At 47.8% G+C, this 16,808-nt stretch carries 14 protein-coding genes; 7 read left to right on the top strand and 7 right to left on the bottom strand.

Features of this window, described 5'->3' with window-relative positions:
• Positions 1-93 precede the first annotated feature (93 nt).
• From E8E00_RS16165 to E8E00_RS16175, 3 genes are read left to right on the top strand one after another with little or no spacing between them, the layout of a single operon-like run.
• The gene (locus E8E00_RS16165) at positions 94-2,043 is read left to right on the top strand and encodes a type VI secretion system Vgr family protein (protein WP_096631880.1); all 1,950 of its coding nucleotides are present in this window, start codon (positions 94-96) and stop codon (positions 2,041-2,043) included.
• Between the two features lie 28 nt (positions 2,044-2,071).
• Positions 2,072-2,356 (top strand): type VI secretion system PAAR protein, encoded by a 285-nt coding sequence (locus E8E00_RS16170; protein WP_069590453.1) that lies wholly within the window; start codon positions 2,072-2,074, stop codon positions 2,354-2,356.
• Positions 2,340-3,443: a hypothetical protein gene (locus E8E00_RS16175; protein ID WP_096631878.1), complete on the top strand. Its 1,104-nt coding sequence runs from the start codon at positions 2,340-2,342 to the stop codon at positions 3,441-3,443. Before E8E00_RS16170 ends, E8E00_RS16175 begins: the two co-directional genes overlap by 17 nt.
• Before the next feature lie 30 nt (positions 3,444-3,473).
• Here the strand turns inward: E8E00_RS16175 and E8E00_RS16180 are convergent, their stop codons facing one another.
• Positions 3,474-4,868: a diguanylate cyclase gene (locus E8E00_RS16180; RefSeq protein WP_096631875.1), complete on the bottom strand. Its 1,395-nt coding sequence runs from the start codon at positions 4,866-4,868 to the stop codon at positions 3,474-3,476.
• Positions 4,869-4,948: 80 nt separating this feature from the next.
• Positions 4,949-5,836 (bottom strand): aspartoacylase, encoded by an 888-nt coding sequence (locus E8E00_RS16185; RefSeq protein ID WP_069590448.1) that lies wholly within the window; start codon positions 5,834-5,836, stop codon positions 4,949-4,951.
• A 230-nt stretch (positions 5,837-6,066) separates the two neighbouring features.
• Here E8E00_RS16185 and E8E00_RS16190 point away from each other — a divergent pair, with 230 nt between their 5' ends.
• Positions 6,067-7,494, top strand: coding sequence for a 6-phospho-beta-glucosidase (locus E8E00_RS16190; protein WP_096631872.1), 1,428 nt, complete (start codon positions 6,067-6,069; stop codon positions 7,492-7,494).
• Between the two features lie 180 nt (positions 7,495-7,674).
• Here E8E00_RS16190 and E8E00_RS16195 read toward each other — a convergent pair whose 3' ends face one another.
• The 5 genes from E8E00_RS16195 to E8E00_RS16215 all read right to left on the bottom strand — a co-directional run bounded on the left by E8E00_RS16195 (position 7,675) and on the right by E8E00_RS16215 (position 15,054).
• On the bottom strand, positions 7,675-8,667 hold the full coding sequence (locus E8E00_RS16195) for an OmpG family monomeric porin (protein ID WP_096631869.1): 993 nt from the start codon (positions 8,665-8,667) through the stop codon (positions 7,675-7,677).
• A gap of 23 nt (positions 8,668-8,690) precedes the next feature.
• Entirely contained in the window at positions 8,691-10,583 is a 1,893-nt protein-coding gene (locus tag E8E00_RS16200) for a glycoside hydrolase family 3 protein (RefSeq protein ID WP_096631866.1), read from the bottom strand.
• A gap of 854 nt (positions 10,584-11,437) precedes the next feature.
• Positions 11,438-11,977 (bottom strand): histidine phosphatase family protein, encoded by a 540-nt coding sequence (locus E8E00_RS16205; protein WP_096631863.1) that lies wholly within the window; start codon positions 11,975-11,977, stop codon positions 11,438-11,440.
• A 171-nt stretch (positions 11,978-12,148) separates the two neighbouring features.
• Complete coding sequence (locus E8E00_RS16210) at positions 12,149-13,984, bottom strand: diguanylate cyclase domain-containing protein (RefSeq protein WP_096631861.1); 1,836 nt, start codon at positions 13,982-13,984, stop codon at positions 12,149-12,151.
• Complete coding sequence (locus E8E00_RS16215; protein WP_084781503.1) at positions 13,981-15,054, bottom strand: ABC transporter substrate-binding protein; 1,074 nt, start codon at positions 15,052-15,054, stop codon at positions 13,981-13,983. Before E8E00_RS16215 ends, E8E00_RS16210 begins: the two co-directional genes overlap by 4 nt.
• Positions 15,055-15,339: 285 nt before the next feature.
• On the opposite strand from E8E00_RS16215, the gene E8E00_RS16220 reads away from it, so the two are divergent.
• Genes E8E00_RS16220 through E8E00_RS16230 form a run of 3 tightly spaced genes read left to right on the top strand, consistent with a single transcriptional unit; the run spans position 15,340 to position 16,743 of the window.
• Positions 15,340-15,726, top strand: coding sequence for a hypothetical protein (locus E8E00_RS16220; protein WP_136588414.1), 387 nt, complete (start codon positions 15,340-15,342; stop codon positions 15,724-15,726).
• Between the two features lie 56 nt (positions 15,727-15,782).
• Entirely contained in the window at positions 15,783-16,139 is a 357-nt protein-coding gene (locus tag E8E00_RS16225) for an NADH:ubiquinone oxidoreductase (RefSeq protein ID WP_069590438.1), read from the top strand.
• Between the two features lie 49 nt (positions 16,140-16,188).
• Positions 16,189-16,743, top strand: coding sequence for a GNAT family N-acetyltransferase (locus E8E00_RS16230; RefSeq protein WP_069590436.1), 555 nt, complete (start codon positions 16,189-16,191; stop codon positions 16,741-16,743).
• Positions 16,744-16,808 lie beyond the last annotated feature (65 nt).

The raw sequence follows: 16,808 nt of genomic DNA on the forward strand, positions 1-16,808 counted from the left end.
GCTGGCGCTTTATCACTTGTGTAGCACGCTTTCACTGGTCAAGGATTGCTACACAAGTGTTCACTTTGGTTGAAACAAGATTTAGGAGACATCATGGCTAGGTTGCGGTTTGAATTTAACGTTGAGGGGCTCGATCCTGAAACGTTCGTCGTAAGAGAATTTCAAGGCCATGAGTCCCTCTCTAGTGCCGAGTTCGACCAACAAACCTGTAACGGTTTTCGTTATAATATTGCTTTAGCAAGCCGTGACTCCTCCCTAACGCCGGAACAATTGGTAGATTGTAAAGGCACCTTGCTGTTGTACCGCAATGGGGTTTGTGAACGCAAAATTTGCGGTGTGATCAACCAGTTTTCACAAGGCGATATCGGCCATCATCACACATACTATGATGTGCAGATGGTGCCCGAGTTGGCACGCCTTTCTTTGCGTCAAAACAGTCGTATTTTTCAACACCAAACGGTGCCGCAAATTATATCCATCTTGCTCCAAGAAATGGATATCTCGGATGTTGGCTTTGGATTAACAAAAGACTACGCAGAGCGTGAGTTCTGTGTGCAATATCGCGAGACCGATCTCGCCTTTTTAGAGCGTATCGCGGCAGAGGAAGGCTTAATCTATTGCTTTGTTTGGCAGGACGATAAACAGCACTTGTATATCACAGATGCACCTTCTGCACTGCCCTCGCTAGAAACGCCTATCGCCCATAATGCACTCTCGGGGGCGGTGATTGATGCGCCATTTATCAGTCATATGGAAAAGCACACGCGCGTTGTTCCTTCCTCGTCCGTGATGAAGGACTATAGCTTCAAAAAGCCGGCTTATAGTTTCCTGCAGCATAACGCGGTATCGGGAATAGACTATCAGCGCCAAGATTATGAGGTGTACGACTTCCCCGGACGTTTTAAAGACGATGCGCAAGGGCAGCACTTAAGTCAGGTCCGCAAAGAGTTTTTGGTTCGCGAACAAGTGACAGCGATAGGTAAAAGTAACCATATGCACTTGCAAGCGGGCTATGGGTTTGAGCTGCAGGATCATCTTAATCGCGAGATGAATCAATGGTGGCAAGTGGTGCGTATTCAGCACCGTGGTACGCAGCCACAAGCCCTTGAAGAAGAGGGTGGACAGGGTGCGACCACCTATGCGAACCAGTTTATGGTTATTCCGGCCACCACCCCTTGGCGGGCGACCCCGCAGCCCAAGCCTCAGGTGGATGGCCCCCTTATTGGTATGATTGTGGGCCCAGAAGGCGAAGAAATCTTCTGTGATGAACACGGTCGGGTGAAAGTCCACTTTCCATGGGATCGCTATTCCAACGGCGATGATAAAAGCAGTTGCTGGATTCGTGTTGCTCAGGGCTGGGCGGGTAGCCAATACGGCATGATGGCCATTCCCCGCATTGGCCATGAAGTGATTGTGTCTTTCTTACACGGTGACCCGGATCAACCGATTATCACCGGCCGCACCTATCATGCGACCAATGTGCCGCCTTATACCTTACCGGCACACAAAACCAAGACGGTTTGGCGCAGTGAGAGCCACCAAGGCGAGGGCTACAACGAGCTCACGTTCGAAGACCAATCAGGCAGTGAGCAAGTGTATTTACACGCTCAGAAAGATTGGGAAACACGGGTTGAGAATGATGCGATCACACAGGTGCGCCACGATCAGCACAAAAAAATTGATAATGATGCGTTCTCAAAAGTGGCTGGCGATAGCCATTTGACCGTCGAGAAACAGCACCGCTCGCGCATCAAAAAAGATGCGACCCTAGAAGTTGGTGGCAGTATTCATGAAAAAATTAACAATCGCTTTGCCGCAGCGGCAGGACGTGAGGTTCATCTCAAAGCAGGGACAAACGTCGTGCTTGATGCCGGTACTGAGATTACCGTATCCGCCGGTGGTAGTGTGATGAAAGTCGACGCAGCGGGCGTCCACCTGATTGGTCCAGCAATCAACTTAAATGCTGGAGGCAGTGCAGGGAGCGGCTCAGGCTATCAAGGTAAGTCGCCAACATCGCCTCGCCCCGCGTATAAGCCAGAATAGTTAACGAAAGAAAGAGTTGAGGATTCGTATGCCAAAAGCTGCACTTGTCGGTCATATTGGGACAGCCCATGATGGTTTCCCGCCGACACCGATTACCGCAGGATCATCGACAGTTAAAATCGATGGTATTCCCGCGGTGCGTAAAGGTGATCCGTTGGCCCCTCACAGTAAACCCAAACACCCGCCACATGGGCGTGCCGTGAATGGGGGATCCGGTAGTGTCATGATTGACGGCAAGCCGGCCGCTCGTATTGGCGATGCGGTAAGTTGTGGTGGGGTGATTGCAGGAGGTTCAAGTGTCAATATTGGTTAATAAATCAACACTTAGAGCGAGTCTGCTGGGCTGCTTTCTGGCGGTTAGTAGTCATAGCTGGGCTGAACAGGTTGAAGTAGAAGCGACGCCTTTTGCCACCATCGAACCGGTTGAGAAAATCGCTGACGATTATGACATTGAGGCTATGACGCCGCAGGCGCTGTTTGAACATGGACGCTTATCGCGTGCGCAATTTCATTACCAGCGTGCGGAAAAATATCTTAAAGCCGCAGCGGATGAGGGGATTGCCCCTGCCGCGTATTTATATGCTGTGTTGCTGAGTGATGATGCGCAAAAGCTTGAGTATTCTCAGGAAGCACAGGACTACCTGACTCAAGCGGCGAAAGCGAATTACATTCCAGCCATGAAGTTACTGGTCGAAGAAGGAACTTGGTTGTCGGCCACTCACCGGATTATTTGGCGGCACAAGTACGAAGAAGTCTTGCACGCTTGGTATGAAGAGGCGCCAGAAGAAGCCGCTTTTAGTCTGTATGAATATTTACATCCTACCGATAAAGACAAAGCAGAAGCCTATTTAGATGAAGCGATCGCCGCGAATGATGTCGACGCTTTGCTTCACAAAGCGTCGCAAATCGAGCTGGGGCAACGAGGCTTTTTCCTGTTTCCAAGCTCTCGACTGGATGCTGCCGCTGAAGTGAAAAAGCAGATTGCCAATGCGGGCGGCATTCCTGGTACCAAAAGCTTATATCGTGATTTTATCCGTCGCGGTGAGAGCCCCAAAGCGGTTGAATGGAGAAAAAAAGCCATCGAGCAAGGTGACTTGATGTCGTTGGCGGCGCTGGGGCGTTATTACACCACCTACTATGAGCCCGCTGACGAGGAATACATCGAGGGTTTGGTCTATTTATCTGCGTATCTTGATGTTGTCGGGCAAGGTAAATTTAAAGAGCTCCGTCAGCAAGCCATGGACCAGTTTGAGTTGGCATCTTCTCGCGTGTCGGCAGAGCAAATCCAAGATATTGAGGAAAAAGCAGCGGCGCTGAGAAAGGCAAACACGTTTTACCATTATGACCGTTACTGGCAGAGAACTGCTGCTAACGTTGTAGCGGATAAGCCTGCAAGCTAATCGATAAGGGACTACATGGTTGGGATCGGATCACGCCTGCTCGATTCGGTTCCGGCCATTTCTCTTTGCTTTATAAAGTGCGGTATCCGCGCGTTGAATGATCGTATCTTGTGTATCGTGTGACACAAAATGGGTGTAACCGATACTGATGGTGCAACGTATCGTTTGCCCATCCACATGGATGACTTCGGCGTGAACGCGCTCGACGAGACGTTGGAGTACCACTTTCGCGCCGTCTATATCGGTCTCCGGTAGCACACATAAAAACTCTTCCCCGCCCCAGCGACCATATATGTCGTTGGTTCGCGATTCTTCCCTGACAATATTTCCAAAGCGCTGTAGCGCGATATCACCAGCTCGGTGACCATAGGTGTCATTGAGATTCTTGAAATGGTCAAAGTCGACGACTGCCAGTGTCAGTGGGTTTTTGTAACGTTCACATCGTGCCAGCTCCTTGGTCAGTGCATTAGTCAGATAGTGGCGATTGTAGAGCTGGGTGAGCGAGTCAGTATTGGCTTGGATCTCAAGCAGTTGCTGTGCATGTTCTAACGCTTCCCAGTCACGTAGTCGCGCCAGCTCATGACCCACCCACTCAGCAAATAGTCTCAACAGTTCGAAATCTTGTGGAATAAAGGGTCGAGTGGGCTCTGGGCTAGAAAAATTCAGGGTGCCATAGCGCTCCCCATCAATAAAAATGGGGGCGCCAATATAAGCTTCTAAACCAAAATGTTGGTAACAGGGATGTGAGCGGATGTCACTGGCGCCAACATGATGAAAGCCTTTGACCTCATTGGCTTGATAGACATGACTACAATAGGTGGTTTGTAAATCAAATACCTGACCGGCTTGGAGCACACATTCGGGATGAATGGCTTGTTGGACGGTATAGCGTTGACCGACGATTTGGCTAAGAATGCCAATGGGTAGCCCGAAGTGTTTGCAGCCCAGCGATAAAATGCGCTCCACACGTTTGCTAAAGTCGAGATTACGCGCTGACGTAATGGAATGCAGTTGGCTGAGAGCTGATTCTACTTCAACACGTGTGCTGATATCTTGGATAAAGGCCACGTACATAATAACGTCTTGGTTATCATCGCACACTGGACCACCGTGAGTTTCTCCCAGAAATACATGACCATCGGCGGTTTTGTATCTTACTACATAGGCATTGTGATAATAGGGCTCCGCCTCGGGATTAAAGCGTTCACGCCCCTTAGCATCGAAGTCTTCTTGCTCGGCGTATAGCACTCGCGTGCTGGTATTTTTCACACTTTCCAGTGTACAACCAAACAGGGCTTCTGCTTCGGGATTTAAAAACTGGATGCGCCGTTGCGTGTCGGCTATTACAACGGCGGTATCTAGATTACGAAACAGCGAGGGCAGTATCGTCTCAACGTCTTTATGATGTTCAATTGCCTTGCTCACAACTGGGCTCTATACGTCTGCCGGAAATAGCTTAAGCGTAGTACAAAACCCAGTGCTTGTTCGTGTTATTGATGGATTTGTTACTTGGTGTTGATCTCAATACGTTCTGCCATCGACATGGCGATGTTATTGTCGTAATACGCGGCTTCATTAATGAAATGTGGGTACGCTACATAGTCGCCTTGCCATGTTTGCTCACTGCCATCAAACAAGATAAAGAGTGGATCCCCCGGATTCACCGGAACAAAGTCTTTGTCTTGCACATGTTGATGCACCATACCAATACGTTCTCCAGATGCATCCTGAGGCAAGTGCAGTGTTTCTGTGTAACGGAATCCAGTGATCTTTTCCGGCAACTCAGGCACTTGGTCAATGTTAAATAAATGAACAAAGTCAAGAATATGCGTGGTCATTTCATGCATCGACTCCATCACATCATGGCGCAGCACCGATTGAGGTTGGGGGCCAATTTCAACGATCACACCTTGTTTGGCTACCGAGCACAAGAAGGCTTGCTGAATGGGCTCTATATGATCTTCGACTAAGATAACCGCATCGGGCATGCGTTCGCTGACATAGGCAGCAAGCTGAGTATTAAAGGTATCTAGGGTCAATAAAATTAGCGTCGGGCCCATATTGCTGGTGGTATTGTGCAAATCAATAATTAAATCTACTCGCGGATCGCCTTTGGGGCCGAGTTGCTGGTTGAGTACCTTGGCTCTGCTCTGCTCATAGTTAGCAAGTGATTGATCAGCGAGTAACTTGGGATCAAATTGCCGATTAAGGTCACAATCGAGATAGCGCTTGTTGGCTTGATATGCGCAGGGATTTGCGAAAAATAACTCAGTAGAAAAACTGCTTCGTGTGACCGTCTCGCTATTCTGCTGCCACTGTTTAAGTGCGTAGATGCCACTGAATTCATTGCCATGGGTGCCACCAACAATCGCGACCTGACTAAAAATGCTCATTGATACTCCTTGTGGGCTGATCAAACGGTATCCGTTGTATATCACTTAAGCGTATCACTGCCAGCGAAATAAGTTAACAGAATAAATTGTCTTTTATTTTGCGTTTTTATTCACTCTGGCATGGCTGTTTCCAGCAACTATATTAACTATCAATTAATCTTGGATTCAGTTCACACTTCAGCAGTGTTGAACGGGGTAGGCTAGCGACGAAGACGGATAAGAGGTGATACATGAGTAAATTTCCTGAGAACTTCCTTTGGGGTGGCGCTGTGGCTGCGCATCAAGTGGAAGGCGGTTGGAACGCCGATGGCAAGGGGATAAGCATTGTCGATGTGTTGACCAAAGGTGAGCACGGTGTTCCCAGAAAGATGACCGATAACATTGAGGATGGCGAGGTGTATCCGAATCATCAAGCGGTTGACTTTTACCACCGATATCCGCAAGACATCGCTCTGTTCGCAGAAATGGGGTTTAAGTGTTTCCGAACCTCGATTGCATGGTCGCGGATCTTCCCTAACGGTGACGAATCCACTCCGAATGAAGCCGGATTAGCGTTTTATGACCGCTTGATTGATAACTTGTTATCACAGGGAATCGAGCCGGTGATAACTCTGTCGCATTTTGAAATGCCTTATCACCTTGTGAAAGCGTATGGGGGCTGGGCCAACCGCAAAGTGGTGGACTGCTTTGTCCGTTTTTGTGAAACGGTATTCACGCGTTATCGCGATAAAGTCACCTACTGGATTACCTTTAACGAGATTAACAATCAGCTGAATTGGGACTATCCGCTGTTTGGCTATTGTAATTCAGGGGTCATTTTTTCCGAACACGATCACCCCGAGCAGATGCTTTATCAGGTGCTGCACCATCAATTCGTGGCGAGTGCCAAAGTGGTCGCGCTGGGCCACGTCATTAACCCAGATTTTCAAATTGGCAGCATGATCCATATGATGCCGCTGTACCCGGCAACGTGCCATCCTGATGATCTACTGACATCTCAACGTGCGATGCGAGATAAATATTTATGCAGCGACGTGCAGGTTAGGGGTCACTATCCTCATTACATCTGGCCACAATGGGCTGCAAAAGGGATTCAGGTCGCAATGGACGACGATGACGTGCAAATTCTAGAAAATGGCCGCGCGGATTTTCTGGCGATCAGTTACTACATGACCAACATTGTCGATGCTAACCCACCCGAGGAAGATGAAAATGCATTGTTCAGCGCCAGTCGTTTGAATCCGCACTTACCGGCTTCGGATTGGGGCTGGCAGATTGACCCTAAGGGTTTGCGCTACGCGCTGTCGGAGCTTTACGAACGTTACGAGAAACCGATTTTTGTGGTGGAAAATGGTTTAGGTGCGCTGGATACGATGGAGGCATCGGGCGAGATTAATGATGATTATCGTATTAGCTATTTATCACAACACATCGAGGCGTTGGGAGAGGCAATTTCGCAAGATGGGGTGGATGTAATTGGTTATACCCCGTGGGGCTGTATTGATTGTGTTTCGTTTACCACTGGAGAGTATCGCAAGCGTTATGGGTTTATTTATGTTGACCGTCATGACGATGGCAGTGGTGACTTTTCACGTCATCGCAAAAAGAGCTTTTACTGGTATCAAAGCGTGATTGCCAATAATGGCCGGACAAAATAGTAGCGACGGCAAAGGGACGCTGTGGCGTCCCTTTTTACCGTACGCAAGGGGGAATGGTTCACCCGTGCCATTAATAGCCAAACGATGCGCACTCATCAAAACTACTGCCTGCCTGTTGGCTATTGAGTAGAAAAAACCGCAGGGGGTGCCTGCGGATTCAATGTATTTGCTTTTAAACCGTTACCACTGATACTTCCAACCTATTTGAGCAAGGTGGAATGTTTGGCGGTTGTCGGAATCACTGGTTAACCCCGCAGACTTAGGCTCTGACCATTTGGTTTCTTCGTAAGCCATACCAGCCCATAACGTTGATTTAGGGCTCAGTTTATAGTCGACATTCAAACCTAAACGCAGCCCATCGTCTGTTTCATTGATAACGCTATAGTTGTTAGAGGCATCATAAATCTTTTCGTTAATGAAGTAGCGGAAGTAAGGCATGACGCTCCAGTGGTCATTGATTTTTGTTGGGAAGTAACCGCGAATCTGGTTTTGTTCCCAGTTCTTGTTGCGGTCGTTATCCCAAGTCCAATCAGTGTATAGGTAGATTTTTGCCGTGAAGTCGTCGCTGTATCGGTAAGAAAAACCGTGCTCCGCTTCCCATTCGTAATCGTTTTGCCCCACAAAACGATCATAATAGTAAAATGCATCCCAGTAAGAGAACGAGAGTTTTTCGGTTATCTTGAACTCGCCACTTGGCATCACCCAGTAGAGGTTGTGGCTACCTCGTGCATCTGTGTCCGGCGCAGAATCGTTAGATTCCTTTCGGTAGGTCGCATTCAGATTAAAAACCACATCATCATTGCGAATCAGATTTCGAGTTGCCCCGAACTGAGTGCGGTTCCGTTGAAAGGAGTTTTCCGTATTGTTGAGATCTTCAGTGATTGAGCGGCGCGCCACTTTATGTTCAACAAAATAACTCCATTTTGAATTGGGGTTGTTAATGAATAGCTGCACGACAGGGGTCAGCTTGTCTATCACGGCATTACCATCTGGGTCTCTATGCCCTTCAAACTTTTCTAACTCCATGTAAATATTCGACGTTAGGTTCCACTCTGAGGTAAAGCTTTGGTCTTGCTCGTTGGTTTCAGAATCAACGACGTTGTCTTCTGTCGCAAAAACAAAATTGGGTAGAAGCACGGCTAATAGGATAAGTTTTGATTTATTGTTCAACATTTTATTATTCCTATAATTAATTATTAGTAGTTGACTGAATGACCCAATGGATAAATAACGTCACCGTTTTCATTTTTAATATTTACAGGTAGCGTCCCTGTTGGTGCGTTCAAAGGAAGCCCTGTTTCAGGATTCATAAACAAAGTACGAATACCAGAACGAATATTGGCTTCAAGTGAATTGCGGTCGTTGTTAGTCACGTCGAAACCAGTAATACCGTAAATCGCAATGTTTGCTTTTACACCATTGACATGGGCAATGTCGTAAGGGTTACGAGTGGAAATCATTACCAGCTTTTTGCCTTCCACATTCGCGATGTCTACGATTTTCTGGGCATTTGCTGCATGGGTAGTAAGGTTATACGTCGCCATGATAATTAAATCGGATTTTGCCACTGTTCGCTGAAGCGCTTGAGTATTGAGGTTGTCTTCCGCCAACACTGTTTTTAGTTTGCTAATGAACAGTGGATGATTACCGGTTTCTTGCTTCACGACGTTTAGATATTTGCTCACAAGTGCATTGCGGCTATCTTCGTCTGAAATGACGAGGATATTGGTTACTTCACGTGGGTCGATCGGCAGTACATGATTTTGGTTTTCGATAAGCGTGATTGATGCATCAGCGATTTTTCTTTCTTCATCTTTGTGTGCTTCTGAGCCCACAGTGTCGATGGCAAATTTTTTGTTTGTGTCTTGGTAGACTAGGCCCATTTGGAGCTTTTTCTTGACGACGCGCGTTGCGGCTTCCGTTATGCGCTTAAGAAACGCTGGATTGGTCTCCATTTTGTCTTCCAGATAGACAAATAGACTTTCCAATTGTTTGATTTGGTCTCGATGGGTAATTTGAAGCGGCATCAAAGCAATATCAGCACCGGCGACAAGTGCCGCATGAGCCGCATAGCTACGATCAAAGTTATCAGCGATAGCCCCCATATCTAGCGCATCAGTAACAATCAGACCGTCAAAGCCAACCTGGTCACGTAAAATACCTGTCAAAATAGGCTTAGAGAAGGTCGCAGGGACCAACATTTCTTTATCGCTTAAGGTCGCTTGAATCATGGTGTCATCCACACTTGGTAGCGTAACGTGCGCTGACATAATGGAATCGGCACCCTGCTCAATGGCATATTTAAAGGGAGCAAGGTCGATCGCTTCCCACTCTTCACGTGAGTAGCTCACTTCTGGTAAGTCGTAGTGAGAATCGACGCTCACGTTGCCATGCCCGGGGAAATGCTTCAATGCGCTGATCACGCCAGACTCATGGATACCCGCCATATAGGCGCTAGACATCGCATTGACCACATCTATATTGCTACTGTACGAGCGAACGCCAATGATTGGGTTTTTCTGATTCACATTCACGTCAACCACGGGGCCGAAGTTATAGTTAATGCCCAACGCGGATAGCTCAGCGCCATGCACTTTGCCGGCAATATAGGCATTGTTAGCATCGCCAGTTGCGGCTAACGCCATATTGCCCGGCATTTCAGTCCCCGTTTGCAATCGCGTGACGTAACCGCCTTCTTGGTCGGTTGCAATTAAAAGAGGCAAGTTACTACTCGCTTGCTGAAGCGCGTCTGTGAATTCGATAATTTGCGAAGCGTTCACTAAATTTTGGCGGAACAGAATCACACCACCGATATGATAATTGGTGATTATCGAGCTAATGTCGTCATTAATGCGAGTCACTGGGATGTCTTCATCCGTGTAAGAATCTTTTCCCCATGAGCGGAAATCCATCATCAGTGTTTGACCAATTATTTCTCTTTTATTCATCGTACTTACGATGAATTCAGCGTATTTCTCTGGTTGCTGATGGTACTGTTCTAGCTCTTGGTTGCTAAGTTTATTGATGCCACTAGAACAGCCGACAACAGACAATATCGCTGTACTCAAAATGATCTTATTCAATTTCATTACTGTATTTTCCTACGCAAAATCAAAGCGTTGTAATCAAACCCGTAGGTCACTAGAAAACCGATGACATACGAAATAAGCAGGTCAACGACAAATACCGCCATACCTGCAGGATGCTGCTTTAGGGTGTTATGAATGAAGTCGCCGTGCGCGGCATCGCTCCCACCGCTAGTGCCAGTTTTTGATCTGCTTGATAGATGACGCTGAGCATCTGGAAGATGGATAGGGTATCAACCTCTGTACTGACAGAGTCGGGGTGTTCAACAATCAACCGCCTCAAACAAACTTTCATGACGGACACTTCTCAAGAATGGGTTTTGAATTGATCGCGATTCTATGGAATAAAATATTCATTCATAGTGGCAAAAGTCACATTTAAGAGTATTCTTTAGACGGGTGAATACTGGAATAACGCGGCTAAACGCAGGGTAAGAGTGACTAGGAATAATCAAAAAGCTTATTTTATTAGTGCTTTGCTGGTTTCATTTTTATTTTCTGTTTGGAATAATTTATTCGTAATTTTTGTTCTTTGTTGATGTCGGTTATCAATAAGAAAGCAGCAATCTAGTATCAGTTGTCTATACGCCGTGTGAATCGTCAGTGGCAGTGTTATTCAATCTCAATTCGCGCATAGAGACATCTGATGAGGGGGACAAGTTCAGGGACGGCATGTGCTCGCTTGTTGAAGTCTGTAACAAACAAGGCATGTCGAGTGTATCTGCTCTTACGGAAATCGTTCTCAAGCAGTTACCCTTTGCATGCCTTACTCTGACTTTTTTGACCTGTAATCTGCGAAATTAGGAGACTACGGGTCAACGCTTACACGGTATGGGTGCGCTCCTGAGCGCGGAGGGTTATTGACTGGGCTGATAATCAAATTCGATAATTTCGCCGTATTCAATGCCTTGCTCACGATACCCCACAATCGCTTCTATCACATTAAAGTGAGCGACAACGGCGATGGTTGAGTAGGTTTGATAGCTATCGAGCACGGCACTGACGCGGCGGTGCAACGAGGTTGCCGATTCATAGCCAGCGTTGGTGACTTCGTTGCCATTGGCAAACAGCTCGCGATACTCAAGCCAGCGTCTATCACGCTCTGAAAGGGGAATATAGCTGCCTTTGACATCCGCTTGCCACTCGCGTAGGTCATGTTCCACAAACAACGGGTTTTGTAGCTGACGATTAAGGATTTCAGCGGTTTGTAATGCACGCGTGTAGGGCGAAGACAGAATAATCTCTGCTTGCTGTAAGCTAGGATGACTGGCCAAGACCTGAATGTCAGGGATACACGCACGCTGCAAGGGGGCATAGTCTTTTTCCAACTGGCTCATTTGGCGCGCGTCTGCCAGTGAGTAATCGGTTTTTCCATGACGGATAAAAACGACTTTCATAGGGCTTCCTTTTCTTGAGTCGATAACAATTTATTATTATGTTGCGCGGATGCGCTTATCGATGGGCATTGCAAAGGCAGCTGCCACACCATGATGTTGGCGTTGTAGCATACCGTCATCGTCCTGTCATGAATGTCGATGGCTAGTCGTAAACGGTCGTGAGCTGGCTCGCTATTTTTTCTCTCGCTGGTCGAGAATGTTAATGCAATCGCGGCCGTCGTCTTTGGCTTGATAGAGTTGCTGATCGGCGGCCTCTAACAGATAGGAGTCTGATATATCATCACCCGGTATCGTGATGATCCCGCCGATACTGACAGTGACATAATCGCCATCAGGGTTTTTCTCATGCGCCATCGCTAATTCAGCAATATCATCGCGAATCGCATTGGCTAAGTCGTCGAGCTGTGCGCCATGCTTAGGGGGCAGTGTGATGGCAAATTCTTCTCCCCCAAATCGTGCAACCGTGCCTTCATACTCCTGGGTGCGGGTGAGTAGAACACGCGCGATTTGAGTGAGTACGTCATCGCCTTGTAAGTGCCCATACTCATCGTTGTAGGCTTTAAAATGGTCGACATCGATCATCATGACCGCGACAGGGTGGTTTTTTTTGATGCCTTCGTAAATATGATTGCTGAGTTCACGTTTGAACGGGCGACGGTTCATGAGTCGGGTTAAATCGTCGGTTTCTGCTTGTACTTTGAGGCGCTCATTGGCAATGATCAATTCTTCTTGCAACTGCTCCATGGCAACATGATTGCGCTCGCGGATCATGACCTCACTGATTGCAGTCGCAAAGCGTTTGAGCAACAGTGTTTTATTGTTATCCCAAATAAAGGGTAAGTGACGGTTCGCCACCGTGATCATGCCAAAGCTTTTTCGGCCGTCAGTCAGCGGAAATGCGGCAATAGAGAGAATGCCGCGATGGCGTAACCAAGTTCGTTCGTTGATGGCGTCTTCACCCAACTGCCCGACATGGGGAACCACAAGCGCTTCTGTGTCCGCAAGCCAACGCTTTATCATGTGCATTTCACTTAGGTCGACCACATCTGGGGCGAAGGTAATGTCCTGTGGCCAATAGCAACGGCGCTCAGCGCGATAGGCATCGAAGGCATACCAGCTAATTGCTTCTACTCCTAAAAGCTTTGCCATGCTGGGGAGCACTTGTTCAACATCTTCCGTGATGTTGTGGGAGTCAGAGCTTAAAAACTGGATGGAAATATCTGCGAGCAAAGAGCTTGCGTTTGATTGCCAATTGAGTGCTTTGGTGCGCTGTTCGACCTGCTCTTCCAGTAAGGTTTGGTGTTGTCGTAGCTCTCGCTCGGTTATGCGCTTTTGCAGAAAGTCATCGCGGATACGCGATTGCATGGCATTGATAGAACGTGCCACCTTACCTATCTCATCGCTGCGTTGGATCAAACTTACCGGTACGCACGTTTGATTGGCTTTGTCTGCTTGATACCTATCCAGCGCATCGGTCAATTGTTTTAATGGACGAGAACACAGACGGGTGACCACCCAAAGCACAATCACTGTCATGATGAGCGCTTCGGTGAAGTGCACGAGTGCGAGGGGAGTTGCGCTATCTAGGGCCTCACGTTTTACCTCGTAGCGGTTAACGACCATGTTGAGTGTTCCGATGTTGTTCCCTTGCACGCTAAGAAGAACCTGATGATTGGCGTCACAATGACTACTAGTACTATTGACTTCACTTATTTGGGTTCCGTCAAAGCCTTTTACCTCAACGCGGCAAACGGTTGGGATCATCGACAGCCCTTTAACACTGCGACGCACGAGCTCTAAATCAACCACCCAGAGTGCATGACTAATCACTCTTGCGGCGTCCGTGCTGCGATTTTCTATCAGCGTGGTCGAGGTGGCTACCGCACGTTGGTAGTTGATATACATCTGAGACAAGGTGCTTCCGATAGAAAACAGCAGACTGAGTGCGAGTACCACAAAAGCGATACGGGCTTGAAGACCTTTTAAATTAATATCGAGTTTGGTCACTGGATGTTCCGTTCTGTTTTATCAGCACCGCAGTGCGAGCGTGGCTGGCGTGCCATTTTTTTGAAAGGGATACGATGCCAACTGTCAGCCTGTAAAAAAGAAAAATAGGATGTGTTGGGTTCTATCAACTGGAACAACTGGTCGGCGCATAATAACGGTAATGGGAGGCCTTTAGCATGGGCATAAATGCGCGTTAACGCTAAGCCTCCTGCAGAGAAATGTCCGCCTCCTAGTGCTGATACCGTTCCCTGCTCTCTGAGGGCGAGTACTTGTGCCGAGGTATTGATTGTGGCGAAAAAAATATCTTCACCCGGCTTTTTCCCCATTTCTTGCGCCGCTTTGATGGCGCCAAATGCCATATGATCATTCGCGGTCCAAACGTATCTCAACGCTGGGTAACGTTGCAGCAATGTGCCCATTTGTTCATAGCTGATTGCTTCATCCCATTGCCCATGAACGACCTGCATTAATTCAATTTGCTTATGGCTTTTGAAATAGTCGCGTGCGCCAGCTTCGCGGGCCACCGAGGCGGGGGTGGTGAGATCGCCCGATATCATCACCGCTTCGCCGGGTTGTTGGTGACCGGCTTTTACCATGGCGTCAGCAGTTTTTTCACCAATATAACGATTATCTGGGATCACGCTGGGTAACAAATATTGTTGCCAATGAGGATCGTTCAACAGTTTTGCGCGCACGTCTGCATCGATGTCATTTAAGATGACCTGAACGTAAATCGGGTGTTGACGTAAAATCGGAAAAAGGTGATTGGCTGCTAGCTTTTCATTCACAATGATTACGTAATTGGGGAGCGGGCGTTTATTCAGTCTTGCCGAGAGTATCTGACGCATCGCAAAGTGATTACGGGAGGCGTGGCGGATGTCTAACTCGATCCCAAGTGCGTCCGCTGCGGCTATGCTGTACTGATCGACTTCCTGCCAGAAGCTTTCTGATGCATGCCCAGGATTGATGAATAATACTCGGATTGGCTGCTCTGAGTATGCAGATGCACTCAGCATAATGCTGACAAGACTGATAAACATCCCCAGACAACGGATTATTCTATTTCTCATCCTCTCTCGCGGCCTCGTTGATGAAAATCTCCCAGTACAAATAATAGTTTAGCTAGATATTATAAGAATGAGGGTGTGGTTCAGTATTTTCACGACAAAACTATGATCATTGCTTTGCACTAAGCAAGGTTGCGAGGCTATTCATAATTTACATGTTTAATTGCTAGACGTTTGGGCATTGTCGCGTAAATTTGATTAGGCAAGCGTTGGACGATAGGGCATGATAATGCAGTAATTATGGCGATGATTGTCATTGATAGTGACGAAAAAAACGACAATTGAACAATGAAAACCTATAACGATAAAAAGAGAATAAAGCGTCATTTCCCAATGGATTTTTACGGTGACGGTGAAGGTTGGCGCTTTGCAGTACGGGCAGAAACGCCCCAACAAGTGCTGGCGGCAAAATGTTGGGTAGCGCTTTTAAGTGCGCGTCGTCGCGAGTTTCGGATTGTGGATTTAGCGATTGAGTGTTTCACCTACGTGGGTAGCGTGGATGAGGGCGCTGGACACATTGGGGCTGACTATGGCACGCGTGTTAGTGTAAAACGCCAAGGGCAAGTGATCACCGTGGATGCGCTGACACAACGCTACGGCGCCATCATGACGGTAAAATCCCGCACCCTTTCATCCATGTGCACTCAACCTGTAAGCGGCGTCGCACTCTCTTAAGCCTTCACTCTCACCCTTAGCCAACCAGTGGCATAATAGAGAAAAAGGCAGGAAACATGGCATTTATTCTTCTTCTCGTGCTGACCATAATCGGTGGTGTGTTGGCGGGTGATCACTTCCATTCTTATCTTCTTGGGCTGGGCGTCGCTAGTACAGCGGTGGGTGCTTGCTATTGGATCACGTTTCGTAGCAGCCATTACCCCCAGTTTGCGTTGTTTTTGTTGTTGCTCGGGGTGGTCGCTAAGATTGCAGTGACGGCGGCGGGTGTCCTGCTCGGGTTAAAACATGCGCTGATCACCTCACCTTTGATATTTTCGCTTTCGTATTTGTTTTTCTTGTTTGCCTCGACCTATTGCTATTTTCGCTATCGTGAATATTGGCTTACGCGCTTGCGCCACAAAGATTTACAGTAGCAGGCTCGATGGTGTGCAGCCTTGTATCTAGAGAGGAGTGGTATTGGCAATGTACTCGACGGAGCGACTGACGCTACGCGCATGGCAAGCGTCCGATTTGCCCCCTTTTGCCGCACTCAATAAAGACTCAGACGTCATGCGGTATTTTCCCAGTGTGCTCTCACGCGCCCAAAGTGATGCGATGGCGGCACATATTCAATCCAAACTGGCGGATAACGGGTTTGGATTTTGGGCGGTAGAACTGACGGAGACTCGGGAATTCATTGGCTTTGTGGGGTTAAACCGGCCCACCTTCGACCTCGGCCATCAGCCGTTTGTTGAAATTGGTTGGCGTTTAGCGTCGCCACATTGGGGAAAAGGCTATGCCACTGAAGCGGCACAAAAAGCACTTGCTATCGGCTTTGAGGACGCTGAGCTTCCGGCGATTTATGCGTTTACCACCGAGAGTAACCTGCCCTCACAAGCGGTGATGAAAAAACTCGGGATGACACCGGCTGCTCCCTCTACCTTTTCGCATCCTCATTTGGCGGCAGATCATCCGCTCGCCACGCATGTTTTATACGCGATATCGAAACCCACTTGGCAGGCAGACCATGCTGATTAATCGCCAGTACGATACCCCGTATGGGCAGTATTTAAAGCGACATATTCAGTTTTCAACGCGGCGGT

Source organism: Salinivibrio sp. YCSC6 (assembly GCF_004916735.1).
GTDB classification, from domain to species: domain Bacteria; phylum Pseudomonadota; class Gammaproteobacteria; order Enterobacterales; family Vibrionaceae; genus Salinivibrio; species Salinivibrio proteolyticus.

What these genes read in the sequence shown, in the direction of transcription:
- E8E00_RS16165 (WP_096631880.1), top strand. Translation starts at nt 94, where the DNA reads ATGGCTAGGTTGCGGTTTGAATTTAACGTTGAGGGGCTCGATCCTGAA.
- E8E00_RS16170 (WP_069590453.1), top strand. Translation starts at nt 2,072, where the DNA reads ATGCCAAAAGCTGCACTTGTCGGTCATATTGGGACAGCCCATGATGGT.
- E8E00_RS16185 (WP_069590448.1), bottom strand. Translation starts at nt 5,836, where the DNA reads ATGAGCATTTTTAGTCAGGTCGCGATTGTTGGTGGCACCCATGGCAAT.
- E8E00_RS16190 (WP_096631872.1), top strand. Translation starts at nt 6,067, where the DNA reads ATGAGTAAATTTCCTGAGAACTTCCTTTGGGGTGGCGCTGTGGCTGCG.
- E8E00_RS16195 (WP_096631869.1), bottom strand. Translation starts at nt 8,667, where the DNA reads ATGTTGAACAATAAATCAAAACTTATCCTATTAGCCGTGCTTCTACCC.
- E8E00_RS16200 (WP_096631866.1), bottom strand. Translation starts at nt 10,583, where the DNA reads ATGAAATTGAATAAGATCATTTTGAGTACAGCGATATTGTCTGTTGTC.
- E8E00_RS16205 (WP_096631863.1), bottom strand. Translation starts at nt 11,977, where the DNA reads ATGAAAGTCGTTTTTATCCGTCATGGAAAAACCGATTACTCACTGGCA.
- E8E00_RS16215 (WP_084781503.1), bottom strand. Translation starts at nt 15,054, where the DNA reads ATGAGAAATAGAATAATCCGTTGTCTGGGGATGTTTATCAGTCTTGTC.
- E8E00_RS16220 (WP_136588414.1), top strand. Translation starts at nt 15,340, where the DNA reads ATGAAAACCTATAACGATAAAAAGAGAATAAAGCGTCATTTCCCAATG.
- E8E00_RS16225 (WP_069590438.1), top strand. Translation starts at nt 15,783, where the DNA reads ATGGCATTTATTCTTCTTCTCGTGCTGACCATAATCGGTGGTGTGTTG.
- E8E00_RS16230 (WP_069590436.1), top strand. Translation starts at nt 16,189, where the DNA reads ATGTACTCGACGGAGCGACTGACGCTACGCGCATGGCAAGCGTCCGAT.